This is a genomic window from Polaribacter sp. MED152, assembly GCF_000152945.2.
Classification (GTDB): Bacteria; Bacteroidota; Bacteroidia; order Flavobacteriales; family Flavobacteriaceae; genus Polaribacter.
The window spans coordinates 1509875-1536766 of sequence record NC_020830.1; the positions used below are offsets into that span (position 1 = coordinate 1509875).

26 protein-coding genes are annotated in these 26892 nt (G+C 31.1%); 10 read left to right on the plus strand and 16 right to left on the minus strand.

Annotated elements, in window-relative coordinates; translation table 11 throughout:
* Positions 1 to 70 precede the first annotated feature (70 nt).
* Entirely contained in the window at positions 71 to 493 is a 423-nt protein-coding gene (locus tag MED152_RS06645; RefSeq protein WP_015481091.1) for a molybdenum cofactor biosynthesis protein MoaE, read from the minus strand.
* Between the two features lie 61 nt (positions 494 to 554).
* Between MED152_RS06645 and MED152_RS06650 the strand changes: the two genes are divergently transcribed.
* Positions 555 to 827, plus strand: a complete 273-nt coding sequence (locus tag MED152_RS06650; protein WP_015481092.1) for a DUF3817 domain-containing protein — start codon at positions 555 to 557, stop codon at positions 825 to 827.
* On the opposite strand, the gene MED152_RS06655 is transcribed toward MED152_RS06650, so the two are convergent.
* Together MED152_RS06655 and MED152_RS06660 are read right to left on the minus strand one after the other, a co-directional pair.
* Positions 828 to 1070, minus strand: coding sequence for a MoaD/ThiS family protein (locus MED152_RS06655; RefSeq protein WP_015481093.1), 243 nt, complete (start codon positions 1068 to 1070; stop codon positions 828 to 830). It abuts the gene before it with no gap.
* Between the two features lie 12 nt (positions 1071 to 1082).
* Entirely contained in the window at positions 1083 to 3548 is a 2466-nt protein-coding gene (locus tag MED152_RS06660; protein WP_015481094.1) for a DUF5686 and carboxypeptidase regulatory-like domain-containing protein, read from the minus strand.
* Between the two features lie 303 nt (positions 3549 to 3851).
* Between MED152_RS06660 and MED152_RS06665 the strand changes: the two genes are divergently transcribed.
* The 7 genes from MED152_RS06665 (at position 3852) to MED152_RS06695 (ending at position 16152) form a co-directional block, all read left to right on the plus strand.
* Positions 3852 to 6125, plus strand: coding sequence for an NADP-dependent malic enzyme (locus MED152_RS06665; protein WP_015481095.1), 2274 nt, complete (start codon positions 3852 to 3854; stop codon positions 6123 to 6125).
* A 29-nt stretch (positions 6126 to 6154) separates the two neighbouring features.
* A complete protein-coding gene (ruvA, locus tag MED152_RS06670) occupies positions 6155 to 6736 on the plus strand; it encodes a Holliday junction branch migration protein RuvA (RefSeq protein WP_015481096.1) in 582 nt (193 codons plus the stop codon).
* A 4-nt stretch (positions 6737 to 6740) separates the two neighbouring features.
* Positions 6741 to 13868 (plus strand): cell surface protein SprA, encoded by a 7128-nt coding sequence (sprA, locus tag MED152_RS06675; protein ID WP_015481097.1) that lies wholly within the window; start codon positions 6741 to 6743, stop codon positions 13866 to 13868.
* A gap of 23 nt (positions 13869 to 13891) precedes the next feature.
* Complete coding sequence (gene gcvH, locus MED152_RS06680) at positions 13892 to 14272, plus strand: glycine cleavage system protein GcvH (RefSeq protein ID WP_015481098.1); 381 nt, start codon at positions 13892 to 13894, stop codon at positions 14270 to 14272.
* A complete protein-coding gene (locus MED152_RS06685; RefSeq protein ID WP_015481099.1) occupies positions 14238 to 14615 on the plus strand; it encodes a VanZ family protein in 378 nt (125 codons plus the stop codon). The genes gcvH and MED152_RS06685 overlap by 35 nt, the downstream gene beginning before the upstream one ends.
* Before the next feature lie 63 nt (positions 14616 to 14678).
* Complete coding sequence (locus MED152_RS06690) at positions 14679 to 15398, plus strand: energy transducer TonB (protein WP_015481100.1); 720 nt, start codon at positions 14679 to 14681, stop codon at positions 15396 to 15398.
* A 115-nt stretch (positions 15399 to 15513) separates the two neighbouring features.
* Positions 15514 to 16152: an MOSC domain-containing protein gene (locus tag MED152_RS06695; RefSeq protein WP_015481101.1), complete on the plus strand. Its 639-nt coding sequence runs from the start codon at positions 15514 to 15516 to the stop codon at positions 16150 to 16152.
* A 60-nt stretch (positions 16153 to 16212) separates the two neighbouring features.
* Here the strand turns inward: MED152_RS06695 and MED152_RS06700 are convergent, their stop codons facing one another.
* The gene (locus MED152_RS06700) at positions 16213 to 16566 is read right to left on the minus strand and encodes a toxin-antitoxin system YwqK family antitoxin (protein ID WP_015481102.1); all 354 of its coding nucleotides are present in this window, start codon (positions 16564 to 16566) and stop codon (positions 16213 to 16215) included.
* 199 nt (positions 16567 to 16765) lie between these two features.
* On the opposite strand from MED152_RS06700, the gene MED152_RS06705 reads away from it, so the two are divergent.
* Both MED152_RS06705 and MED152_RS06710 read left to right on the plus strand, forming a co-directional pair.
* The gene (locus MED152_RS06705) at positions 16766 to 17122 is read left to right on the plus strand and encodes a DUF1304 domain-containing protein (protein WP_015481103.1); all 357 of its coding nucleotides are present in this window, start codon (positions 16766 to 16768) and stop codon (positions 17120 to 17122) included.
* Positions 17123 to 17189: 67 nt separating this feature from the next.
* Complete coding sequence (locus MED152_RS06710; protein ID WP_015481104.1) at positions 17190 to 17999, plus strand: mechanosensitive ion channel family protein; 810 nt, start codon at positions 17190 to 17192, stop codon at positions 17997 to 17999.
* Positions 18000 to 18002: 3 nt separating this feature from the next.
* Here MED152_RS06710 and tsaB read toward each other — a convergent pair whose 3' ends face one another.
* From tsaB to MED152_RS06770, 12 genes are all read right to left on the minus strand, one after another.
* On the minus strand, positions 18003 to 18689 hold the full coding sequence (gene tsaB, locus MED152_RS06715) for a tRNA (adenosine(37)-N6)-threonylcarbamoyltransferase complex dimerization subunit type 1 TsaB (protein WP_015481105.1): 687 nt from the start codon (positions 18687 to 18689) through the stop codon (positions 18003 to 18005).
* Positions 18690 to 18767: 78 nt separating this feature from the next.
* Positions 18768 to 20099 (minus strand): TolC family protein, encoded by a 1332-nt coding sequence (locus MED152_RS06720; protein ID WP_015481106.1) that lies wholly within the window; start codon positions 20097 to 20099, stop codon positions 18768 to 18770.
* 123 nt (positions 20100 to 20222) lie between these two features.
* Positions 20223 to 20441, minus strand: coding sequence for a hypothetical protein (locus tag MED152_RS06725; protein WP_015481107.1), 219 nt, complete (start codon positions 20439 to 20441; stop codon positions 20223 to 20225).
* Positions 20434 to 20973, minus strand: coding sequence for a DUF420 domain-containing protein (locus MED152_RS06730; protein ID WP_015481108.1), 540 nt, complete (start codon positions 20971 to 20973; stop codon positions 20434 to 20436). Before MED152_RS06730 ends, MED152_RS06725 begins: the two co-directional genes overlap by 8 nt.
* Positions 20966 to 21610 (minus strand): SCO family protein, encoded by a 645-nt coding sequence (locus MED152_RS06735; RefSeq protein ID WP_015481109.1) that lies wholly within the window; start codon positions 21608 to 21610, stop codon positions 20966 to 20968. Before MED152_RS06735 ends, MED152_RS06730 begins: the two co-directional genes overlap by 8 nt.
* Positions 21607 to 22278: a hypothetical protein gene (locus MED152_RS06740; protein WP_015481110.1), complete on the minus strand. Its 672-nt coding sequence runs from the start codon at positions 22276 to 22278 to the stop codon at positions 21607 to 21609. Before MED152_RS06740 ends, MED152_RS06735 begins: the two co-directional genes overlap by 4 nt.
* Before the next feature lie 86 nt (positions 22279 to 22364).
* On the minus strand, positions 22365 to 22706 hold the full coding sequence (locus MED152_RS06745) for a cytochrome C oxidase subunit IV family protein (protein WP_015481111.1): 342 nt from the start codon (positions 22704 to 22706) through the stop codon (positions 22365 to 22367).
* A gap of 20 nt (positions 22707 to 22726) precedes the next feature.
* Positions 22727 to 23707, minus strand: a complete 981-nt coding sequence (locus tag MED152_RS06750) for a cytochrome c oxidase subunit 3 (RefSeq protein ID WP_015481112.1) — start codon at positions 23705 to 23707, stop codon at positions 22727 to 22729.
* 52 nt (positions 23708 to 23759) lie between these two features.
* A complete protein-coding gene (locus MED152_RS06755) occupies positions 23760 to 24347 on the minus strand; it encodes a cytochrome c oxidase subunit 3 (protein ID WP_015481113.1) in 588 nt (195 codons plus the stop codon).
* A 1-nt stretch (position 24348) separates the two neighbouring features.
* Complete coding sequence (gene cyoE / locus MED152_RS06760; RefSeq protein ID WP_015481114.1) at positions 24349 to 25251, minus strand: heme o synthase; 903 nt, start codon at positions 25249 to 25251, stop codon at positions 24349 to 24351.
* Positions 25252 to 25423: 172 nt separating this feature from the next.
* Positions 25424 to 26020, minus strand: coding sequence for a hypothetical protein (locus MED152_RS06765; RefSeq protein WP_015481115.1), 597 nt, complete (start codon positions 26018 to 26020; stop codon positions 25424 to 25426).
* A gap of 31 nt (positions 26021 to 26051) precedes the next feature.
* Positions 26052 to 26822, minus strand: coding sequence for an enoyl-CoA hydratase/isomerase family protein (locus tag MED152_RS06770; protein ID WP_015481116.1), 771 nt, complete (start codon positions 26820 to 26822; stop codon positions 26052 to 26054).
* Positions 26823 to 26892: the final 70 nt, after the last annotated feature.

A 26892-nucleotide genomic window follows, 5' to 3' on the forward strand; every position in this document is an offset into this window, starting at 1 on the left:
GCAGTTAGGAGAAAATCATGCAAAAAACCCTCTTTTTCGCACCAAAACACTGAATACTGAATACTGAATACTAAGGATGTGCATTCACCCAAACTTCACCATCAGAAAAGTATTCTTTTTTCCAAATAGGCACAGTTTCTTTTAAAGTATCTATTGCAAATTCACAGGCTAAAAACGCTGCTTTTCTATGCTTAGAGGATGCTGTAATAATTACTGGAATTTCTCCTATTTGCAACATACCTTCTGCATGATGTATAGCGATTTTATGGATTTCAAATTTAGCTAAAGCTGCATCTGCAATTTTCTGCATTTCTTTTACAGCCATGGGTTTGTATGTAGAAAAATCTAGCTGTTTTACTTCTTTACCTTCTGTATCATTTCTAACAGTTCCAATAAATGCAGTTATTCCTCCACAAATAGCATCTTCTACAAAAGCATAACATTCTTGTAGATTTAATTTATCTGCAGTAATTTTAATTGAAGTTCTTTGCATACATCAACAAAAATAATAATTCGCAATGTATCTTTGTCATCAAATGAGAAATAGTTAAAAAATGAAAACAGCATTTAGAATAATAAGCTTTTTAGAAGGAGTGTCTTATTTATTGTTACTTTTTGTAGCTACACCTATAAAATATTTACAAGGTGATGCTTCTTACGTGAAACTTTTAGGTATGCCTCATGGAATTTTATTTATGCTCTACATTGTGCTAGCTGTTGTAATTCAGAAACAAATTAATTGGAATACAAAAACTTTAGGCATTGTATTGTTGTGCTCTATAATTCCTTTCGGAACCTTTTATGTAGATAAAAAATATTTGCGATAATTAACCTCCACTAACAGGTGGAATTACAGCAACAACATCATTAGGTTTTAAAAGAAAATCGTCTGTTGCGTAAGCTTCATTAACGGCTAATGCATAGGTTTTAATATTCTCTAAAGCTGGATAAACTTCTAGTAAATGCCTTCTAAATTCAGCTATTGAAATTGTTTTATCTAAAGTTAAATCTACTTTATTTTCTGTTACTAAATCAGATGAAATTCCAAAAAATAGCACTGTTATATTCATGCAGTAAAGATATTAAAACAAACTAATTCTAAAGACCAAACCACTTTCTTTTACATCTCCATATTGGGCATTTACATAGGCTACTCTTAAAAATCTGTATTTACCAAAACCTAAATTATCTAAACCTACTGAGTATTCTGTGTACGGTTTTTTATCTGCCATAAATAAAGCTTTACCTCCAGCAACCAAATGAAAATTAAGTTTATTAAACAACGGAATTTTACCCAAAACAGAACCTTTAAAATTATGTTCTACATGCATTTCTGCATATTTATCATTGGTATAATATTGGTAATAATCTAGTAAATTAAAACTGTTTAACTCTCTATCTATAGGAAAAATCAATTGATTTCCATTCGCCTGTAAATTATCCATAAAGGCTATATCTTTTGGTTTTACAAAAGCAGCTGCTCTTAAATTATAGGCAAACTTACCAAAGTTACCAGCATTAATATTTTGTCTAACATTTGCTATAAATAAATCTGAATTTAAAGCATCATTATCTGCGCCAAAACGCTTAATATAATTTAATGATACTGTTGGGTATTTATTATTACCCTGATTTACTTTACGATCTGGGTAGCTCAAATATTTCTGACCGAAAACAAAAGTTGTTCCTAAGTTTAAAGTAGCAATATTATGCTCTGTAAATGCTGGGTTTACAAAATCTGTCGGGTCTAAAGGATTGTTAGAAGTATATCCATTTGTTCCTGGCTTTGCAAAAGAATAATCTGTAGTATTAAACAACGGAGTTCTTTTGGCATATTCTAAAGATCCCGAAAAATACAAACCATTTTTCACTTCTTCAGAGTACTGAACTTTAGCAAAAGTTTTCTCGTATATTTTCATATAATTTTGCCTGTAAAACAAAGAAGCTATTGTATTGTTTAATCTAAAAATAGGGTTTCTACCATTAAATTGCGGAGTAACAATTCCTCCAGTAATAGAAAGTCTTGGTCTTGATAGGTTATTCCATTTTTTGGTAAATGAAAATGTAGGTCTTAATTTTTGATCTGAAAAACCATAATTTAAATTGGCTGAAGCATTCCACCATTTGCCTTGCTCATTAATTTGCTCAAAATAACTTACACCAGCAGAAGTATAAACCCCCTGAACTGTATTAAAACCTGTTCTAAGCAAAGGACCATTGAAAGAAAAAGTTCGATTTTTATAAGAGTTTCTGTACGAATAACCTAATAAAGGATCTGACCAATTGAACTTATTACCTTTAGCATCAATAGAATCTAAATACTTTTTAGACTTTCGAATAACTTTAATACTGTCTTTAATTTTATAATCCTTAACCTCTTCTTGCGTTAAAGAAACTGGTCTTAATTCATTCCAAAAAACGCTATCTTTTTTAGTTGCATTTTCTTCAAATGAAAGCACTTCATTTGTAAAAGTATCTTCTGTAAAATTAGGATTAAAATCATAGTCTGAATACACGTAAGAAAACTTTCCTCTAGGTTTAAATCCGAAAATGGAAATATCAAAATCTATAGATTGACTAATTAACACCCATGCATCTATTTTTTCTGAATAAGCATACCCTTGTTTTAAACCTAAAGAATTTACAAACGGTAAATTCACTTGTACACCAGAAGTAACCAAATCACAACCATAAATTGCCCAGTCATTCTCCACAATATAAATAGATCCTTCAAAAACACGATCGTTATTTCTTCTCGGAATTAATTTAATTTTATTGATTAAAATTCCGTTTGCATCATAAAAAGTACCTTCTAATTTGTATTTGTAATAACTAAATGCATTTGAAGAAATAGGTGACACCAAATCATTAAAAACCTCAATACTATTGTCATACAAATTAATATTCGAATCTTCTGCCCTATTAAAACTTACTCCATTATCTTCTCCAGAAACTTTGCTTGCTACAATTTTTTCTTTAAATTTTTTCGGTTTCTTCTGAAACGAAATTTTAGAAAATGTTTCCGATAAATAAATAATACCACTCCTTGTAGAATCTAAACCACCCCCAAAATCTCCTGTACTTTGTCCGAAAAATTTTTCTGGAGCATCTTTAATTCTGGTTAATCCTCTTGAATAAAATTGCGCAGTATAATTGGCATACTTATCAGTATTTTTACTTTTGGCTGCAATTGCATTTCGTATAATAACATTAGCAGGATTTTCATCTGTAGAAATCGAAATCTCACTTAATTGCACACTTTCTTCTTCTAAAGAAACATCTAGAGTGTAAGGAAATTCAGTAACAACTATATTTTTTTTAAGAGTTTTGTATCCTAAAAATTGAAAAACGATAGTGTGCTTTCCTTTAGACGTTATGTCTAAAATATAAACCCCATTATCATTAGAAGTTGTACCATTTACAGTTTTATCTAAATAAATACTAACAAAAGAAAGTGGCTCTCCTCTAGTATCTGTAACAACACCTTTTACCTGTGCAAATTGAATGGATGATACACACAAAAAGATTAAAAACGTAATTTTTTTCATGGGTTGGTTTTGTTGTATAGACGCAAACATATAGTTTCTGTTACAGGAAAGTCTTTAAAAATTGTTAAACATATCACTTCTAACTTGCTTTAATTGTTAATTATTTTAAAATTTAAGCAATTAATTTTAAAAATTTATACACTTAATTACTATTTGGAATATAACTTTTAAACGAGCCTTAATTTTAATTGTTAACCCATCATTTAGAAAGAGTTTTAATAACGTAAAAGAATAGAAAACATTTTATTACTCTTACATTGAAAAGTATATATTTGTAGGTCTAAACAAAGGAAACAAGTATTTATGAGTAATTCAAGAAAAAGACACGAAGCATTACTTTATCATGCCAAACCAAAGCCTGGTAAAATTGCAGTTGTACCCACAAAGAAATACGCAACTCAACATGATTTAGCACTAGCCTACTCACCAGGAGTTGCAGAGCCTTGTTTAGAAATTGCCAAAGACAAAAACAACATTTACAAATACACTTCTAAAGGTAATTTGGTAGCAGTAATTTCTAATGGAACTGCTGTTTTAGGTTTGGGTGATATTGGGCCTGAAGCCTCAAAACCTGTTATGGAAGGTAAAGGTTTGTTATTTAAAATATTTGCAGACATTGATGTTTTTGATATTGAAGTTGATGCTACAGATGTCGATAAATTTATAGAAACTGTAAAAGCAATAGCACCAACTTTTGGTGGTATTAATTTAGAAGATATAAAAGCACCAGAAGCGTTTGAAATTGAAACGCGTTTAAAAGAGGAGTTAGATATTCCTGTAATGCATGATGATCAGCATGGAACTGCAATAATTTCTGCTGCAGCATTAAAAAATGCGATAGAAATTACTGGTAAAGATATTTCTAAACTAAAAATAATAGTAAATGGTGCAGGTGCTGCTGCCATTTCATGCACACGACTGTATTTAAAGCTTGGTGCAGTTAGAGAAAATATTATCATGTGTGATAGTAAAGGGGTTATTAGAAAAGATAGAGACAACTTAACTACACAAAAAGCAGAATTTGCAACAGACCAAGATGTAAACACCTTAGAAGAGGCAATGCAAAATGCCGATGTTTTTATAGGGCTTTCTATGGGAAATATAGTTACCCCAGAAATGTTGCTTTCTATGGCAAAAAATCCTATTGTTTTTGCAATGGCAAATCCTGTACCAGAAATTGAGTACGATTTAGCTATAGCTACAAGAGAGGATATTATTATGGCTACAGGAAGATCAGATCATCCTAATCAAGTAAATAATGTATTAGGTTTCCCTTTTATTTTTAGAGGAGCATTAGATGTTAGAGCTACTAAAATTAATGAAGCTATGAAATTAGCTGCTGTGCATGCTTTAGCTGATTTAGCCAAAAAATCTGTACCAGAACAAGTAAACATTGTTTATGATGAAGTAAGCTTAAACTTTGGTAAAGAATATATTATTCCAAAACCTTTTGATCCTCGATTAATTTACGAAATTCCACCAGCAGTTGCCAAAGCTGCAATGGAATCTGGAGTAGCCTTAGAACCAATTTCTGATTGGGACGCTTATAGAGAGGAATTGATGGAGCGTTCTGGTTCTGGAAGTAAAGAAATTAGACAAATTCACAACAGAGCTAAAAGAAATAAAAAACGTATTGTTTTTGCAGAAGCAGATCATTTAGACGTTTTAAAAGCTGCGCAAAGAGTACAAGAAGAAAAACTAGGACTACCAATTCTTTTAGGAAGAAAAGAGGTAATTTTAGAATTGAAAGAAGAAATTGGTTTTACTGAAGATGTACCAATTTTTGATCCAAAAACAGACGAGGAAAAAGAAAGAAGAGATCGTTTTGGAATTGCTTATTGGGAGTCTAGACAGCGTAAAGGAAGAACATTAACAGAAGCAAAAAAATTAATGCGAGAGCGTAATTATTTTGCAGCAATGATGGTAAATGTTGGTGAGGCTGATGCTTTAATCACAGGTTATTCAAGACCTTACCCAACTGTTATTAGACCAATTTTAGAGTCAATACAAAAAGATAGTGGTATTTCTAAAGTGGCTGCTTGTAACTTAATGCTTACAAAGCAAGGCCCAATGTTTTTGGCAGATACTACCATAAATCTGAATCCGACTGCTAAAGATTTGGTTAAAATTTCGCAAATGACATCTAACTTGGTTAAAATGTTTGGTATGAAACCAAATGTGGCCATGTTGTCTTTTTCAAACTTTGGTTCTACTAAAAATGAATCTTCTCAAAAAATTAGAGAAGCTGTTTCTTATATTCATCGTAATTTTCCGAATGCAGTTGTAGATGGAGAAATTCAAGCAGATTTTGCATTGAATCCAGAAATGTTAGCCAAAGAGTTTCCTTTCTCTAAATTGAATGGTAAAAAAGTGAATGTACTTATATTTCCAAATTTAGAATCTGCAAACATTACCTACAAATTATTAAAAGAAATGCAAGGTGCAGAATCTATTGGACCTGTAATTTTAGGGCTAAGTAAAGCTGTGCATATTGTGCAATTAGGGGCAAGTGTAGATGAGATGGTTAATATGGCTGCTTTAGCTTGTGTTGATGCTCAGCAAAGAGAGAAAAAATAAAAACAGTACATTAGAGCCAAGAAATAGCCATGATTACACAAGTTAGAGGAAGATTAGTTGAAAAAAGTCCAACAGAAGTTGTAATAGACTGCAATGGAGTTGGGTATTTATTGCACATTTCTTTAAATACATTTTCGGGTTTACCTGAAGATGAAAATGTAGTTTTATACACCCATTTATCTATTAGAGATGATGCTCATACCTTGTTTGGTTTTATCAACAAAACAGAGAGAGAAGTTTTTAAATTATTAATATCTGTTTCTGGAGTTGGGCCAAGCATTGCAAGAACCATGTGTTCTTCTATGACCTCAGACGAAATACAGCAAGCAATTGCATCAGAAAATGTGGCAGTAATTCAGTCTGTAAAAGGCATAGGAGCTAAAACTGCACAAAGAGTAATTGTAGATCTAAAAGATAAGATTTTAAAAACCTTTAATATTGATGAAGTTTCTGTTTCTGCAAGCAATACAAACAAAGATGAAGCGTTATCTGCTTTAGAAGTTTTAGGTTTTAATAGAAAACAATCTGACAAAGTTGTAAATACAGTTCTAAAAGCAAACCCTGATGCTTCTGTAGAAAACATTATAAAACTCGCTTTAAAAAATTTATAATCAATTGACTAGGGTATTAAAACACATAATTTTATTAGTCCTATTTACTTTTACAGTAAGTTTCTCTTTACAGGCACAAACCAAAACTACTAAAGATTCTTTAGCTGTTAAAAAAGACACTTTAAACTTAAAATACGATTTTAAATACACCCAAAAAGGTGGTCTTTTTCTAGATGATTTGGCTAAGAAAGAAGTCATTTTTGATAAAGAACTCAACAAATACGTAATTCTAGAAAAAATTGGAGATTATTACACCAAAACTCCAATTTATTTAACACAAAGAGAATACCAAGAATACCGTCTTAAAAGAGACATGTTGCAATACTTTAAAGACAAAGTAAGTGCTACAAATAGCAAGAAAAAAGGAAGTGCAGCCGCTCAAAAAGATTTATTACCAAGTTATTATGTAAACTCTAAATTCTTTGAAACTGTTTTTGGTGGCAACAAAATAGAATTTACACCAACAGGAAATCTAAACCTTAAACTTGGCTTCATTTATCAAAATACAGAAAACCCACAAATTTCTGAAGAAAACAGAAGTAGTTTTACCTTTGATTTCGATCAGCAAATTAATGCTAGTATTCGCGCAAAAGTTGGTGAACGTCTCGAATTTACTGCAAACTACGATACACAAGCAAGTTTTGATTTTCAAAATTTAGTAAAAGTAGATTACACACCTACAGAAGATGATATTTTACAAGGTATTGAGGCAGGTAATGTTTCTATGCCGATTAAAAATTCGCTTATCAACGGTGCACAAAGCTTATTTGGTGTAAAAACAAAATTGCAATTTGGTAAAACAAGTGTTACAGCAGTTTTTTCGCAGCAAAACTCAGAAAGTAAAACAGTAGTTGCAGAAGCTGGTGCATCTATTCAAGAGTTTGAGTTAAGAACAACAGATTATGATAATGATCGTCACTTTTTCTTATCTCAATTTTTTATAGACAATTATGCCAATTCTTTAAAACAATATCCACTAGTAAGTAGCCAAGTAAACATCACCAGAATCGAAGTTTGGATTACCAATAGAAATGCAACCACAGAAGATTTTAGAAGTATTGTAGCACTTGCAGATATTGGAGAATTAAACAATCCTGGTTCTAATTATCAAAATTTAGTTGATGACAATAACACAGTACAACCTGTAACACCTGTTAGCGTTAATACAAATGGTAATGTATTTTTCTTACCTCAAAATGATGCCAATAATATTTACGACCCAACTGTTTTAGCGGGTATAAGAGATATTTCTGATGTAGACAATACCCTGCAAAGCCGTTTTCAAATGGAGCAAGGTACTGACTATTCCATTTTAGAAAATGCCCGAAAATTAACTACTAACGAATATATTTTAAATTCAAAATTAGGTTACATTTCTTTAAACAGACGTTTAAACGATGGTGAAGTTTTAGCAGTAGCTTATGAATATACAGTAGCTGGTTCTGTAAATGGCAGTACTAAAAAATCATTTAAAGTTGGTGAGTTTTCAAATGATGGTATACAAGCTCCACAAAATTTAGCTGTAAAATTATTACGTTCAGAAATTTTACAAACAGTTAGGCAAAATCCTACCACAAATGAGGCAGAAGCGTTTCCTACTTGGAGGTTAATGATGAAAAACATCTATGCCTTAGGTGCTTACCCACTTACGCAAGATGGTTTTCGTTTTGAAATTCAATATAGAGATGATGAAACAGGAATTGCCTCTAACATTTTACAAAATGCTAGCACACCAAACATACCTACCACTCCATTAATTCAAGTTTTAAACTTAGACCAATTAGACCAAAGCCAGTTTAGAACTCCAGATGGCTTTTTTGATTATGTAGAAGGTATTACTGTAAATTCACCTAATGGATACATTATTTTTCCAGAACCTGAACCTTTTGGTAATGACTTGGTTTTAGACCCTTCAGACCCAAATGATATTGGTTTAGATGAAACTTTAGATGCTCAATATCTTTTTAAAGAACTGTATTTAAACACCAAAATTAATATTCAAAATAACTTTCAAGCAAAAGACAAATACTTTTTAAAAGGATATTTCAAATCAGAAACTGCAGGTGGTATTCCTATTGGAGCGTTTAACGTACCTCAAGGATCTGTAACAGTTACTGCAGGTGGAAGACAATTGGTAGAAGGTGTAGATTTTGTGGTAGACTATTTACAAGGTCGTGTACAAATTATAGATCCAGGATTACAAGCAAGTGGAACACCAATTAGTGTTTCTACAGAAAATAATGCTGTATTTAATCAACAAAGAAAAACATTTATGGGTGTTGATGTAGAACATCAATTCTCAGAAAACTTTGTAGTAGGTGCAACTGTTTTAAATGTAATGGAAAGGCCACTTACACCTAAAATCAACTTTGGTTCTGAACCTATAGACAACACTATGTTTGGTCTAAATGTAGATTTCTCTACAGAAGTACCTTACTTTACAAAATTGGCAAATAAATTACCTTTTGTAGATACAGATGTACCTTCGAATTTATCTGTAAGAGCAGACATGGCTTATTTGTTACCAGGAACACCAAGTGGAATTGATGTAACTGGAGCTGCAACTTCGTATATAGATGATTTTGAAGCCTCACAAATACCAATTAGTTTACTATCTGCCTTAGATTGGTATGAAGCAAGTACACCAAGAAACCAATCTAATGATCGTTTTAATGGTGGTAATAGCGATTTATCTTACAATTATAAAAGAGCAAAATTGGCTTGGTACAGCATAGATCAAATCTTTTATGGTTTTGGAGAAACACCTCCAAGTATAGATGCAGACGAACTGTCTAGAGCTGAAACCAGGCAAATTAATTTTAATGAGTTGTTTCCAAATCAGCAGTTTGATATTACTCAGAATACACAAATAAGAACCTTAGATTTAGCGTATTTCCCAGAAGAAAGAGGTTCTTACAACTACAACCCAAATGCTACAATAGTTGGCGATAAAGCTGTATTACCAAGTCCTGAAACAAATTGGGGTGGAATTATGCGTCCTTTAAACACCAACAATTTTGATCAGGCCAATGTAGAGTATATTCAGTTTTGGGTAATGGATCCTTATCAAAATTACTCAATCACGCAAGAAGAAGGTTTACCTCAAGGCGTAAATCCAGATGATATCTCTAATCAAGTTGGAGATTTATACATCAACCTTGGTAATATCTCTGAAGATATCACCAAAGACAATCGTAAAATGTTCGAAAATGGGTTACCTGAAGATGGAGCTAAAGTTGATGGTGTAAACGTAAACAGAACAATTTGGGGAGATGTACCTAGAAATCCATCAATCATTTATGCTTTTAGTGAAGAAGACGCAGCAAGAACTAATCAAGATTTAGGTTTTGATGGTTTAACCAATGATGGTGAACGTAATTTGGCCAATGTAGATCCAAAATTTGCAGCGTTAACAGATCCTGCAGCAGATGATTTTCAGTTTTTTAGAGGATCGCAATTAGATGGTTTAAATGCATCTATCTTAAGAAGGTATAAAGACTTTAACAATACACAAGGTAACTCACCAACGTTAAATCAATCTCCAGAACCTTATCCAACGTCATCAACAACATATCCTGATGTAGAAGACATCAATAGGGATCAAACAATGAATACTGTAGAGAGCTATTTTGAATATCGAATTTCGATGAACAGAAACGATTTGCAGAAAGGAACCAATTTTATTGTTGATGAAAAAACCACAACTGTAACCTTAGAAAATGGGAATACTCAAGATACAAAATGGTATCAATTTAGAGTACCTGTAAGAAATGGAACGCCTGTAAATGGTATTACCGATTTTAACAGCATACGTTTTGTTAGAATGTTCTTAACCAACTTTAAAATGCCAGTTGTAATTCGTTTTGGAGAATTAGATTTGGTAAGAGGAGATTATAGAAGATACACTAGAACTATAGACCCTGCAATAGATCCTGATAGAGAATTAACACAAGCAGAACTAGAAGGTTTTGAAGTTGGGGTAGTAAGTATAGAACAAAATAATGGTAGCTACATTCAGCCACCAGGAATTGAGCGTGAGCGTTTACAAGGAAGTACAACTGTACAATTACAAAATGAGCAATCTGTAACTTTAAAAGTAACCAACTTAGAACCAAATAAAACCAGAGCCATTTATAAAAACTTAAGTGTAGATTTAAGACGTTTTAAGAATCTAAAAATGTTTATGCATTTAGAAGGTGATGATGGTTTTGCAGGTGTAATTCGTTTAGGAACAGATTTGAACGATAACTATTATGAGGTGCAATTGCCTTTAACAGTAAGTTCAGGAGGAAATAGCCAATTAGATATTTGGCCAGAAATTAATAACCTAGATGCACTTCTAGAAACTTTTGGTAAAGTAAAATTAGAAAGAGATGCAATAGGCGCTCCAATAAACGAATTGTATACCTCAATTGAGCAAAGTTCTAATGTACCTTATACATTAAGCGTAAAAGGTAACCCTACTTTGGCTCAAATTAGAACAGTAGTTTTAGGATTAAAAAATACAAGTAACGTAAATAGAACTGGTGAGGTTTGGTTTAACGAATTAAGAGCTGCTGGTTTTGATAATGATGCTGGTTGGGCAGCCGTTTTAAATGCTGATGCAAATTTTGCAGATGTTGCTAACGTTTCTTTATCTGGTAGTATGCAAACCATAGGTTTTGGTAATGTAGAAGATAGAGTAAACCAAAGATCTTTAGATGAAACAAAACAATATGATGTTTCTACCACAATTAATTTAGGTAAAGTAATTACACCTAAAGATTGGGGAATTCAAGTACCTATGTCTTATAGTATTGGAGAAAAATTTATAGACCCTAAATTTGATCCTCAATACCAAGATGTACTGCTAGAAGATGCCATAGATCAAAATCCTAATAGTGAATTCTCTAGAGATTATACCAAAAGAACCAGCATTAGTTTTGTAAATGTAAAGAAGAATAGAAACCCAAATTCAAGTAAAAAACCAAGATTTTACGATATAGAAAACATTGCAGTTTCTTACGCACACAACAAAGAGTTTCATAGAGATTATAATATAGAAAAATACATTAACGAAAATGTTACAGCATCTGCTGCCTACAACTACAATTTTAATAGCAAACCAATAGAATTATTTAAAAATTCAGAGAAATTTAAAAGTAAGTATTGGCGATTTATAAAGGATTTAAACATAAATCCTGTACCAAGTTTATTGGCAATCAATTCTAGAATTAACAGAAGTTATAATGAGCAGCAATCTCGTAATTTAGTACCAGGTTTATCTCCTCAACCAGAATTAATTCAAAGAAGATTTTTATTTGATTGGGATTATACTGTAGGTTTCGATTTAACAAAATCGCTTCAGCTAAATTTTAATGCTACCAATAACTACATATATGATGCTTTTGGAAGTGGAGAAGAATTGCAAATTTTTGATAACTTCTTCAATACAGGTAGAGCAAATCAATATCATCAAAAGTTAAATGCAACTTACCAATTGCCATTAGATAAATTTCCTTTCTTAAAATTCATTAAGGCAGATTATGCATATACTGCAGATTTTGATTGGCAAGTACAATCTCAAGATGAATCTATTGCAGAGCAAATTGGTAATGTAATTCAGAATGCAAATACACACAATTTAAATACTACTTTCTCTTTTGATAAGATTTACAAAAGTGTTGGCTTCGAAAAATTACTCTTAACGAAACAACAAAGAAAATTAGCTAAAGAGAATAAAAATGCTAGAATTCAACCTAAAAAGAATTTACCAACAGGAAAGAAAATTTTAAAACTTTCTTGGGATGTTTTAACATCGGTTAAACAAGCAAAAATTAGCTATTCAGAAAATAATGGGCAATACTTACAAGGGTATGATGAAGGTATTGGTTTCTTAGGAGGTGCACCAACTTCATTTGCTTTTGGTAGTCAAGTAGATATTAGAAACAAAGCATTAACCAATGGTTGGTTAGTTTCTCCAAGAGCTTTGGTAGATGACCCTAACACACCAATAGATGAAAGCGCCTTCTACAACAAAACTTATAGCAGAACACATTATAACAAATTAGATTACACCTTTACTTTAAAACCAATAAAGGATTTAAATATAGATGTTAGAGGTAATAAAATTAAAACAACAGACTTGTCACAGCAATTAGATATTATTGCAGATGGTACAGAAAACGGAACAATTGATTTTGGCATTGATGCTTTCGAAACTGGTAACTTTAGTACAAGTCATTCTATGTTCGGAACCGCATTTACAGATGGTGATGCACTTTTTCAAAGAATGAAAGATTACAGAACAACTGTAGCTAACAGGTTTGCAAGTGAAAACCCAAGTGCAGATCCTGCTGGATTTGGAGAGAATAGTCAGCAAGTATTATTACCAGCTTTTATAGCAGCTTATTCTGGCAAAGACCCTAATACAGTAAAAACAGGTTTGTTTAGAAATATTCCTATACCTAACTGGACTTTACGTTACAATGGATTAATGAAGTTAAAATGGTTCAAGAAAAACTTTTCTACGTTTATCATATCTCATGGATATAGATCATCATATACCATTTCTAGTTTTACTAACAATTTACAATATGATGAAGCAACAAAATTCACCACAGTAAATGCAGCTGGTAATTATGAGGCTCCTAAATTAGTAGCAGCTGCTACTTTAGTAGATGAGTTTTCACCTTTAATTAAGGTAGATATGAAAATGAAAAACTCTTTTTCTTTAAGAGGAGAAGTAAAAAGAGATAGAACTTTAACCATGAACTTTAACAATAGTACTTTAACAGATATTGCAGGTACAGAATATATTTTCGGTCTAGGTTATGTATTTAAAGATGTTAAAATGAATACTCGTTTTACCGGCAAAAAAACAACCTTAAAAGGCGATATTAATTTAAGAGCAGATGTGTCTTTAAGAGATAATTTAACACAAATTAGATATATAGATGAAGATAATAACCAAATTAGTGGTGGTCAACGATTATTTTCTATTAAATTTGTGGCAGATTATAGGTTAAGTAGTAGTTTAACAGCATCATTTTATTACAATCATCAAACATCGAAATATGCCATTTCTACCACTTTTCCAAGACAAGCAATTAATGGTGGTATTAATATCATATACAACTTAGGAGGAAATTAAAACTTAAATAAATATATTATACAATGAATATTCCAGCTACTTTAAAATACACAAAAGATCACGAGTGGGTTAAAATTGAAGGCAATATTGCAACAGTAGGAATTACAGATTTTGCACAAGGCGAATTAGGAGACATCGTTTATGTAGATGTAGATACTTTAGATGATACTGTAGAAGAAGGTGAAGTGTTTGGTTCTGTAGAAGCAGTAAAAACAGTTTCTGATTTATTTATGCCTTTGTCAGGTGAAGTTATTGAATTCAATGACGAGTTAGAAGACGATCCAGAATTGGTAAATTCAGATCCTTATGAAAAAGGATGGATGATAAAATTAGAAATTTCTGATGAAGCTCAGATTCAAGACTTACTAGATGCTGAAGCGTATAAAAGTCTTATTGCTGGATAATTTTATTTTTATAGCCATAACTTTTACAATAACAATTGTAGGGTTAAGCTTATTTAAATTACCAAGTACAGATATAGGTGTTAAGAATGTAGATAAAATTTATCATCTTATCGCCTATTTTAGTTTAGCTTTTGCTTGGTTGGTTAGTTTTTACCAACAAAAAAGCAAAAAAATGCTAATAGTTTTAGCTTGTGTGGTATTTGGCATAATAATTGAAGTATTACAAAGTGTCTTAACAAATTACAGAACAGGCGATTACCTAGATGTTTTTGCAAACACTTTAGGTGTTTTATTAGCTTTACTCTTTTTTAATGCTATTTTTAAAAAAAAGCAGATTAATTAATAGTAGAATTGTAAATAAAACAATTTTTTATTTAAATTAGCAATCTATTAAAAACTCTTTATAATGCAAATTAAGAAAAATCCAAAATCGAATTTAGAAAATTTTAGTAAGATTTTCATGCAGATAGGGCTTGTATTAGCTTTATTTGTTACATATGTTGCAATCGAACAAAAGACTTACGACAAGACTTATGGTGATTTAGCTGTAGTAAGTATGGATGCTGAAATGGAAGAAGAAGTTCCAATTACAGAAAGAATAGAACCAGTAAAACCTAAAACTCCACCACCACCAACTCCAGAAAAAATTGAAGTTGTTGAAGATGAAAAGGAAATAGAAGAAACTGTAATAGAATCTACAGAAACTGATGAAACAGAAGCTGTAGAAGTAGAAGAAATTGTAGAGGTTGAAGAAGCTGAAGAAGTTGTAGAAGATGTAAGTTTCATGATTATTGAAGATGTACCAGTTTTTCCTGGGTGTAAAGGAAATAAAGCTGAGTTAAAAGCATGTTTCAGTAAAATGGTACAAAAACATTTCTCTAGAAAATTTGATGCAGAGTTACCAAATGAATTAGGTTTATCACCGGGAAAAAAGAGAGTTTTTATTGGATTTAAAATTGATAAACAAGGTAACATTGTTAATATTCAAGCAAGAGGTCCTCACCCAAAAATCGAAAGTGAAGTTATTAGTGTAATGAATAAATTACCAAAAATGACTCCTGGAAGACAAAGAGGTAAACCAGTAGGTGTAAAATATAGTATTCCTTTCTCTCTTATTGTAGAGTAATTAAAATCTTATATCAGTATAATAAAAACGTTTAGAATTTTTCTAGACGTTTTTTTTGCTTTACATTGAAATGCAAATTCAGTTTTAAAAGCTTAAGAACTAATACAAAATCAATATGAAAATAATATCTACAAATATTGGTAAGCCAACCGAATTTATTTGGAATGGTAAAAAAGAAACTACTGGAATATTTAAAACACCAACTACAGAACCAATTTATTTAACCAAAAATGATGTATTAAAAGATGAAGTTTCTAATCGATTAAATCATGGGGGTTACTATAAAGCTTGTTATATATTTTCTGCAGATCATTATCCTTATTGGAAAGAATTATATCCTAATTTAGATTGGACCTGGGGTATGTTTGGAGAAAATTTAACCCTTACCAATTTTAATGAAAAAGAGGTTTATTTGGGTGATGTTTTTAAGGTTGGTGAAGCTATTGTACAGGTATCTCAATACAGAGAGCCTTGCTATAAATTTGGTTATAAATTCGGAACTCAAAATGTTCTAAAACAATTTATACAATATGGTTTTGGTGGCACTTATCTAAGTATTTTAAAAGAAGGATTCGTAAAAGTAAACGATGAATTTGAACTCATTGAGCGTTCTGAAAAGAGAGTCTCTGTTTACGACTTGTTTAAACTAGTGTTTGATAAAGATAAAAACCAAGAGTTGTTAAAGATTGCAGCAGAGAGCACCGCAATTCCTGCCAAGAAGAGAATGATGTTAAGTAAATTTCTTAAAGAATAAAAAAAGCTCAATAAAATCTAACGATTTTATTGAGCTTTTTAAAATAGTGTAAATAGAACCTTAATCGTTATTTACAGCTACTTTAGATTCTGGCTTCCATACATTCACAGAAGCAATTGCATTACTTTCGTAATTAATTTCTTTTAAAGAGTCTGCTGTCCAAACAAACCACTTACCTACTTTCTTACCATTGTCATAATAAGCTAGCTGAACTTTGTTACCTTCTTTATCAAAACGTACCCATTCACCAGTTAATTTTTTATCCTTAAAAAATCCTTGTGTTTTAATTGATCCATCTTCATGATAATAAGTTGCTTTAACTAAATCTCCTTCAGCCTTAAAAGTAGGTTTTTGTTCCTGTGCATATCCACTCATAGTAAGACTGAATATTACAATTGCTAAAAATTTTTTCATAATTCTATGTTTTAAGGTTTACATTTCCTTTACAAATATACAATTTAAATTACATAAACTAAACATTTTGGTAACATTAATTTAACATTGGAGTTAATTTTAACATATTATAAATCATAATTCACATAAAATCAGTAATTTAGATTGTTAACATTACTCAGTGTTTTGGTAACATTGAAATTAACTTTATACCTTTTTTATGAATATTTTACAAATTTTACTGATAGCTCAAGTAATCTTAATCCATATTTACATCGTTTTATTAGAAATGGTTTGGTGGACTAGCAAAAGAGGTATGAAAGCTTTTGGTCTTAAAGATCTACACTTTGCTAATGAAACCAAAGTGATGGCTGCCAATCAAGGTTTGTATAATGGTTTCTTAGCAGCTGGGTTGTTTTGGTCTGTTTTAATAACAAAAACAGACGTGGCCTTATTCTTTTTAGCCTGTGTAACTGTTGCTGGTATTTATGGTGCTTATTCTACCCAAAAAATTAAAATTCTTTACATACAAACCATACCAGCATTGTTAGCTGTTATTTCATTATTATTCTTATAGAATTTATCGCTTCGTTTTCTTAGATATCTTTATTTTAGCTATTTAAAAAGATATAAAAACAAAAATAATGGAAGAATACATTGAAAAGTTTCAAGACATATTCGTTGAATATGCACCAAAAGTACTTACAGCGTTAGTAATATTAATAGTAGGTTTATTTGCGATTAAGATTGTTGTTAGTTCTGCAAGAAAATTAATGGGTAAGGGTGGTGTGGATGTTACACTTCAAAAATTCTTAGGAAATTTAGCAGGTTGGGCATTAAAAATTTTACTATTTATTGTTGTTATCTCTAAATTAGGAGTAGAAACTACTTCATTTGCAGCTATAATTGCAGCTGCTGGTTTAGCTGTTGGTTTAGCCTTGCAAGGTTCTTTAGCTAATTTTGCTGGTGGAGTATTAATTATGATTTTTAAACCTTTTAAAATTGGAGATTTAGTAGAAACTCAAGGAGAAATTGGTGTAGTTAAAGAAATCGAAATCTTTACAACCAAGTTAAAAGGTCTTTCTAATAAAGAAATTATAATACCTAATGGAGCCTTGTCTAATGGTAATATCGTTAACTATACTACAGAAGGTACAAGACGTGTAGATTTAGTTATAGGCGTTTCTTATGATGCTGATATTAAAAAAACCAAAGAAGTTTTAATGAATGTTTTAACGTCTCATCCTAAAGTATTAAAAGAACCAGCACCAACTGTAAATGTTTCTGAATTAGCTGATAGTTCTGTAAACTTTGCTGTAAGACCTTGGTCTACTTCTGATGACTATTGGGATGTTTATTTTGATATTACAGAAAATGCAAAAATAGCATTAGACAACGCAGGAATAGAAATTCCTTATCCACATAGAGTAAACATTAATAAAACAGAAGATTAATAATTAAAAAGAAGGTTTCTTTTTCTTTTCAGGAATTACTACAAAATCTTTCAAGTAAAAAGGTTCAAAATAAGCGACATCTTCGATGTCGTTTTTTTTGTACTTCTCATATGATAAAACCGCCATTTCTTTTGACGAAGGAAAATAATCTGCCAAAAATACGGCATTCTTATGAGTGATTACTTCTTTGCATTTCAAAGCACCATCACCTAAAAAAGTTACTTTATTAGTTTCTAAATAAGATAAAAACGAATTTTCTGTGATAACTTCTGCCTTTATTGCTCTAACCTCATTGTAATTCGCATCAAATACAGAAGCATAAACCTCCATTCTTCTAGCATCAATCATGGGTACAATAAAACCTTCAGATACTTTAGTGGCATATGCTAGTGACTGTAAGGTATCAATTGAAATCAAAGGTTTGTCAAAAGCAAAACATAAGCCCTTGGCAGCAGACACTCCAATTCTTAAGCCTGTATAAGAACCAGGGCCTTTACTTACAGCAACAGCATCTATATCTTTAGAACTTAAATTGGCTTCTTTTAAAACATCAGCTATAAATGGGTGTAATACTTCAGCATGTGAATAATTGCCATTATTAAGTTCTTTAATAGCCAAAATAACACCTTTGTCTGCTATGCTTACAGAGCAGTTTTTTGTAGCTGTTTCTATATTTAAAATAATACTCAAATTCTTTTTTTTACAAAGATAGATATAAAAGAAAACCCCACTAAAAAAGTGAGGTTTATTGATGAAATATTTTTCTGATTACTCTAACACTAACTCACCCGCATAAAATTGCAATACTTTAGTTTTAAAAACATAATCATATTTAGAACGTATTAATGTAGTTTGCGCATTCACCAAACGATTTCTTACTTGATCGAAATCAAATTGAGTCATTGCCCCAAAATTATAACGTTCTTGCGCATTCTTAAACGATTCTTCTTGTGCTTCTAAAGAAATTTTAGCAGCCTCATAACTCTTTAATGCTGTTTTTACATCTAAGAAAGATTGTTCTATAGTTTGTTGTAAATTTAATTTTTCGCTCTCTAATCTTGTTTCAAAAATATCTTTATTTATCTCTGCTTGAGAAACTCTGTTTCTTGTTTGAAAACGATTAAAAATTGGTATACGTACGTTAAAGCCTAAACCATAACCAAGGTTGTCGTTAATTTGATCAAAGAAATCTGTGTTAGAAAAACCTGGAGGTAAATTTAAGTTATAACCGTAATTAGTAGAAACACCTGCAGATGCAGTGATTGATGGTAAAAAATCTGCTTTAGAAATTTCGATACCCAATGCTGCATTGTCTATGGCTAATTTTGCTCTTTCAATCTCTGGTAAATTATTTAAAGACTTTTCGTAAACATTACTTGAGTTTGTGTAAAACAAGTTTTCTGATGGCGTACCAACATCTACAGGTGCTACATCAAAGCCTTCTGCAGGTACTTGTAACAACTGAGCTAAGTTTAATAAAGCTAAATCTAATGCATTTTCGTTACTTATTACAGTTTGTAAATTAGACGCAGCTGTAGATTGGGTATTTAATAAATCTCCTTTAGGTATTACACCAGATTTGAACCTACTTTCTGCAGCTTCAATTTGCTTTTCACTGATTTCGTACTGAACTCTAGCAGCATTTAAATTTTCTTTTGCAAACAAGACATTTAAATATCCGTTAACTACAAATAAAGAAATATCATTTTCTATTTTCTTTAAATCTAATTTACTCGATTCTACACCTAATTGTGCCTGCTTATAAATATTGGTATTTCTAAAACCGTTAAAAACGGTTATACCTGAACTTAAATTGATAGATCCACCAAAGAAACTTGTGTTTACCCTATCTTGAGATACAGGATCGAAACCAGTACCAAAGTTTAAGTTACCACCTGTGTTACCAGATAAGTTTGGTAGAAAGTTACCTTTAGCTATTTCTACATCAATTTCTGATGATGCTAAATCTAATTTATTCTGCTGTATAGAGATGTTCTTAGCCAAGGCTTCATCTACACATTCTCTTAAAGTCCATTGTTTTTGTGAAAAAGTAGCAATAGAAGTAAATAAAGCTACAAGTACTATTAGTTGATTTCTCAAAACTTAAATATTTTTTGGTTGGTTAACACTTTCTTATCACTAGAAAGAAATGCGTTTATTTCAATTTGCTAATAAGACGATTAAAAGTAAAATTTGTTACAGTATTTTACTCTTATTGAAATGTTAATTTTTAATTCTCTTTCTATATCTGTATAAAGTGAAGAATAATACACCAATTAATAAGTAAGGAAAAACCATTAAATATGTAATTCCGTTATTTACGCCTTCAGCCATAGAAATATCTCCATTTTCTACTACAGCCTTACACATGGCACATTGAGCGTAACCAAATTGCGATAGTAATAAAAAAACTGCAATAAAAAAGTGTTTATATCTAAGCATAATAAGGAGCTATCATTAAATATACAATAACACCTGTTACTGCTACATATAACCAAATAGGAAACGTTTTTCTCGCTATCTTTTTATGAGCTGCAAAATTACCCAACTTTGCTCTCATATAGGTTAATAGCACGAAAGGTATTACTATTACAGATAGTACGATGTGCGTTATTAAAATAAAATAATACAAATAAGCAATAAAACCTTCTCCACCAAAAGTAGTAGAATCAGAGGTCATATGATAAGCGATATACATTACCAAGAAAACCAATGATAAAAGAATTGCAAACGTATTCAATTGTTCATGTAACTTTTGATTTCCATTTTTAATAGCAACTACAGCTGCAATTAAAACAACTGCTGTTAACCCATTAATAGTTGCATATATAGGTGGTAAAAAAGTTAAAGGCTCTACATCAAAACCTAATTCTCTTAAGTTAATTCCAAACAATGCTGCTACAGCTAAAGGAATAATAATAGTTAAAGCCGTAATAATTTTCTTGTACTTCTTTTCTTGTGCTAGGCTACTCATTTAATAATAATTTTATGTCTTCTTTTAATTCTTTCATTTGATCTGGAAAATCTTCATCACCCAAAGCACTATAATACATTAAAGGGTTACCTAGTTCGTCTTTTCTAGATCTTATGTAACCATCTTTATCTACTAATGCAAATAAACCTGAATGTTCAAAACCTCCATGCTCTTCTTCTCCTTTTCCAACATACAATTTAAAACCTTTGGTGGATAAATTATAAACTACCTCTTCTGACTTTCCTGTAAGCAAATGCCAATTTTTATGAGTTATACCATTATTCTTAGCATATTCTTTTAATACTTCTGGAGTATCAATTTCTGGTGTTATTGATATAGATGCAATACCAAATTCTGGATTTCCAAAAAACGAGTTTTGTAAAACCAGCATTTTTTGATTCATAATAGGACAAATACTAGGGCATGTAGAAAAGAAAAACTCTACTACATATACTTTGTCTTTATAATTTTCATTGGTAATAGTTTCACCCTCTTGATTTATAAATTCGAAATCAGGTACTTTACCAAATTTCATTAAACCAGAGTCTTCGAATCTGCCCACTATTTTAGGAATAGCATAAATACCAAATAACAATATAATAAAAGCAATACCTACGTATGAATACTTCTTTTTCATAATCCTACTTCCTTTCTGTTGGCTTTATTCTTATTTTTATCTTTAAAGGCTGCATAATATTCATAGTACAAAACCTTAACATCATCCTTTAGTTTACTATTTAATACAGAAACCGAATTTATATTGTACCCATAAAGTTTTCCATCTGAAGTATCATCATCATTTGTTCTACCTCTTAAGTTACCTTCTCTATCTATTAAAAAAACATTATTGGTTGTCAAATCTACCAATGGTTCATTAATAGACATAGTATCGTAAAAACCTTCTATTTCGCCTTCTGAGCTTTCTACAAAAATCCAGTTTTGCATATCTGTAAAATCAGATAGCTTTTCTTTTAAACGATCAACTGCTGCATCACTCCCTTTAGGATAAATAGCGATAATTTGAAATTGCTTATAGTCTAAGAAAGTTTTGTAAATCTTTTCATTCAAGGCTAAAATTCCGGGTCTCATATTTTCAGTATTGTTTCCAAGAAAACTAACAATTGAAATATGGCCTTTAAATGAAGTTTGATTTTTGCTATCTATTTCAGAAATATCTGCAACGTTCTTAGTTAGCACAGGTAACTTTGTAAAGTTATTAGTACCTGTAGATAAAATTAAAAACAGTATTAATGGAAAGATAAAAAGTAGAAATAATACAATTCTTTTCTTGGTAAAAAACTTCATAAGGGAATAAATTATAATTGAACTAGAACTAGTTTTGTGCTTATTAAGTATAGAAAAAGGTGGTTAAAACCACCTTTTTTATTTTTTTACCAACGTACAAGTGGCGCTAAAGTATCGAACAAATAATTACCTTCTATTAGTAATAAAGTTACTAAGTAACAGATTAGGAAAATTCCTGTCCAAACTATAGATCTTCTAAACCATTTTTTCTCACCTTCTAAGTGCATAAAAGACCATGCAATGTAGTAAGCTTTAAACAAGGTTAAAATTATAAAGATCCAGTTTAAAGGACTTGTACCTAAAAAACTTGTTAAATGTAAAATGTCTGGTTTTATGATACCTAATGCTACTTCAACAATAGTAACTATAGATAGTAAACCAAATACCATCCATATTTTCTTAACGTTAGATTCGTGTGCGTGTGCCATTTGTTGCTCTTATTTTTTAATTATACTAAGTAGAAGAATGTAAATACGAATACCCAAACTAAATCTACAAAGTGCCAATATAATCCTACCTTTTCTACCATTTCATAATGTCCTCTTTTTTCATAAGTACCAAGAATTACATTAAAAAATATGATGATGTTAATTACTATTCCAGAGAATACGTGAAAACCGTGGAAACCTGTAATAAAGAAAAAGAAATCTGCAAATATGGTGTTACCATATTCGTTTACTTTTAAGTTAGCGCCTTCAACAACCATGTTTGCTTTAGCCAACTCTTCTAAACCTTTTTCTCTAGAAAAGATAATTTTTTGTTTCTTATCCATATCTATTTGCTCACTTCTAATTAAAATAGAAGGGTTTGCCTCATAAGAAGCCATAACTTGAGCTACAGAATATTCAGGTACTGTTTTTTCACCTTCAAACCACAAACCATTCTTTTTGGTATGTGTTATTCTACCATCTGTTCTTTCTCCCACAACAAAATCAGAAAGTGCTATTTGATGACCATCTTTTACAAACTGTAATACTTTACCATCTGTAGTTTTAACTGCACCATAAGAACCTTTAATAAACGTATTCCATTCCCAAGCTTGAGAACCAACGAAAATTAAACCTCCAATAATGGTAGCAAACATATACCAAGCTACTTTATTCTTTTGCATTTTATGACCAGCATCTACAGCCAATACCATAGTTACCGAAGAAAATATTAATACAAACGTCATAAATGCAACATAATACATAGGGAATTCTCCATGTATAAAAGGGATGTGCGTAAATACCTCATCTGCAATTGGCCAAGAATCGATAAATTTAAAACGCGTTAAACCATAAGCTGCTAAAAATCCTGAGAATGTTAGTGCATCAGATAGAATGAAGAACCACATCATCATTTTACCATAGCTTGCACCAAATGGTCTTACTCCACCACCACTCCAAGTGTTTTTTCCGTCTGAAGGTATAGCAATATTTGCTTCCATAAATAATATTTAATTAAAATCTTAAATGTTTGTCAAAATTAATCAATTTTCATCACCTAATAAAATAGAAAAAGAAAAATAGATAAATCCATAATAAATCTACAAAATGCCAGAAAATAGCTCCTAATTCGAACCCTAGCAAATCATTTGGCTTGTATTTATATTTAAAATGATTATAAATTACAACAAATAGTACAATAACCCCTGCAAAGATGTGCAAGATGTGCATAAATGTAATACCAATTATAAAAGATGTAGATACTGTGCTTTCTGGCCCAGTAAAAAATAAACCTACACTTTTTAACTGATTAAAACCTACATATTGTTGCCAAATAAAACCTAGTCCTAAAGCCAAGGTAAGTACCAAGAAAATTAGTGACATTTGTCTTTTATCTTTCTTTAAAAAGCTTTGCGATAAAAATAAAGTAATACTGCTTAATACAATTAAGCCAGTACTAATAAAAAAGGCCTGTGGCAAATCAAAATCTACCCAGTCATCACGCTTCATACTTATTACATAAGCACTGGTTAGCCCTGCAAAAAACATAACCATACTAATCATGGCTACCCATAACATAGGCTTGGCTGATTTACTTTGAGCTGCCTTATACTCTTGTTCTAATGCTTGTTCTTCTATCATCTTAATGTAAAAATTTATCAACTACATATATAACTTGTACAATGGTTATGTACAAAACACTGGCTAGCATTAATTTTCGGGCATCTGTATTTTGTTCAGATTTGTGCAATTTTACACCATAATACAACATTACCAATCCTAGTAACGCTACTATTACAGCTGTTAGTGGATAGATATAAAAATCTCCAGAAACTTTTAACACAGGTGCTATAGAAACCAAAATCATAATAACCGTGTAAAAAATAATTTGTTTTACAGCACTTTTATCTTTGGTATTCATTGGCAGCATATTAAAACCTGCCTTTTTATATTCTTCGAACTGCAACCAACCTATGGCCCAGAAGTGTGGAAACTGCCAAAAAAACTGAATCATAAATAGCATACCAGCTTCTATACCAAACTGATTTGTTGCAGCTACCCAACCTAACATAAATGGTATAGCTCCAGGTATTGCACCTACAAAAACGGTTAAAGGTGTAACAGATTTTAATGGTGTATAAACTGAGGTATATAAAAATATAGAAATAGCCCCAAATAATGCTGTTTTTGGGTTAATGCTATACAAAATACCTAAACCTAAAAGTGTAAACAAAACTGCAACAAACATGGCAAAATTAACAGACATTCTACCTGTTGGTAATGGCCTATTCATTGTACGCAGCATAAGAGCATCAGTATCTTTTTCTATAACTTGATTAAATGCGTTAGAAGCACCAACCATAAAAAAACCACCTAAACCTAATAAAATTAATGTTGAAAAATTCACGACATCAACTGCTAATAAATAGCCAGCAACAGACGAAAAAACTACGCTTAAAGATAAGCCAACTTTAGTAAGCTGTTTTAAGTCTGATAAAAGCGTATCCATTGCTATTTTTGTCTCTGAAATTACAGTTGAATTCATATTGCCACGAATGTTTTGCAAAGATATTTGATAATTATGAATTTACCATACAAATCGATGGTTTTGTGATTTAAAACACATAAAAAAACCCACTCATAATATGAGTGGGAAAATTGCTATGAAAAAGAAAAAGTGTGGTTTAATAAAAAACCACGTGCAAATATAAATATAATTATTTAGAAAAATATTTATATTCCTCTTTTTTTGATAAATCAGTCACTTGATACAAAATTGTATTATTTATAGTAGTAGCTTGTAATACACCTCTAATTCTATTAAAATAATACACGGAATCAATATCATTATTCTGAGTATATCTATTGTTAAATTTTAAATAAATAGAATCATTTTGCATGGTAAATGTTCCTTTATTTATGCATCTATATGTTTTATATAAGGTTTTTAATTCGAAATCTTTATCGGTAAAAAGTGTAAGCTTTACATTGGTTTTTGCTGTAGCTGGAGATTTAAAAGCCAACTTTGGTGTTTTGAATAAATTATCATCATGAAAGCGTAATAAAAACAACAGCACAATTGTATACACGACTGCAATAAGTACAGGTCTGTAATTAAAAAGTTCTTTCTTTAGTGCAATGCCATATAAATTATTGAATAGCACCACCAAAAACACAATAACAAAGAGTAACGCAAACGCACCAATTACAATAATTTCTGTAACACCATAACAAAAATCTCCTGGATGAACTAGGTGGATTAATGGCAATAGTGCTATTAAAATGAGCAGGATGTATCTCTTTCTTATTTTCATTAGGGGTCTTTGAATAAAGTAATATAGTGTATTATTTTTTAGAAAACTTAGCCAATGCCTTTTTAGTGGCTTCAGATAGGACTAATTCTCCAGAAACCTTAGCTCTTTCTACAAGTAAATTTCCCCAATGATCTGTATTTTCCCAAAGCACTTTTTTCATTTCTGCCAAGGCTTGTGAATTGTACGAAGCTAGTTTCTGTGTAAAATACTCAAGTTCTGTATCTAATTCTTTTGTATTTTCTAAAACCTTTGCATACAAACCTTTTTCTTTTGCCCAATAAGCATTTTTCCAATTGGTTGCATCTAAAGTTAATTCGCTCAAAGCAGCCAAACCAATTTTACGTTTTACTGCTGGCTCTATAACGAAAGGCCCAATACCTATAGTTAGTTCAGATAGTTTTATAGACGCTGCTTCTGTTGCCAAAACATAATCGCAAGCTGCAGCCAAACCTACACCTCCACCCACAGTTTTACCTTGCACTCTACCTACAATTAATTTGCTGCAGGTTCTCATGGCATTAATCACATTTGCAAATCCAGAGAAAAATTGTTTTCCTTGTTCTAAATTTTCGATAGCAACTAACTCATCAAAAGAAGCACCAGCACAAAAAGCTTTTTCTCCTTCAGATTTTAAGACAATTACAGCTACTGCATCATTAGTAGAAATAGCAGTAAATTCTTTTGCCAATCGATCTAATAATTCACTAGGAAATGAGTTACTGGCAGGATGTCCAAATTCTATAGTAGCAATATTTCCTTGAATATTGGTATATAAACTTCCATTTTGTCTTGTAGTAGTCATATCTAAAGTTTTATCAAAAGTATGTTATTATAAATGAAAAATCAAAGTAAAAAGAAAGTCATTATGCGAA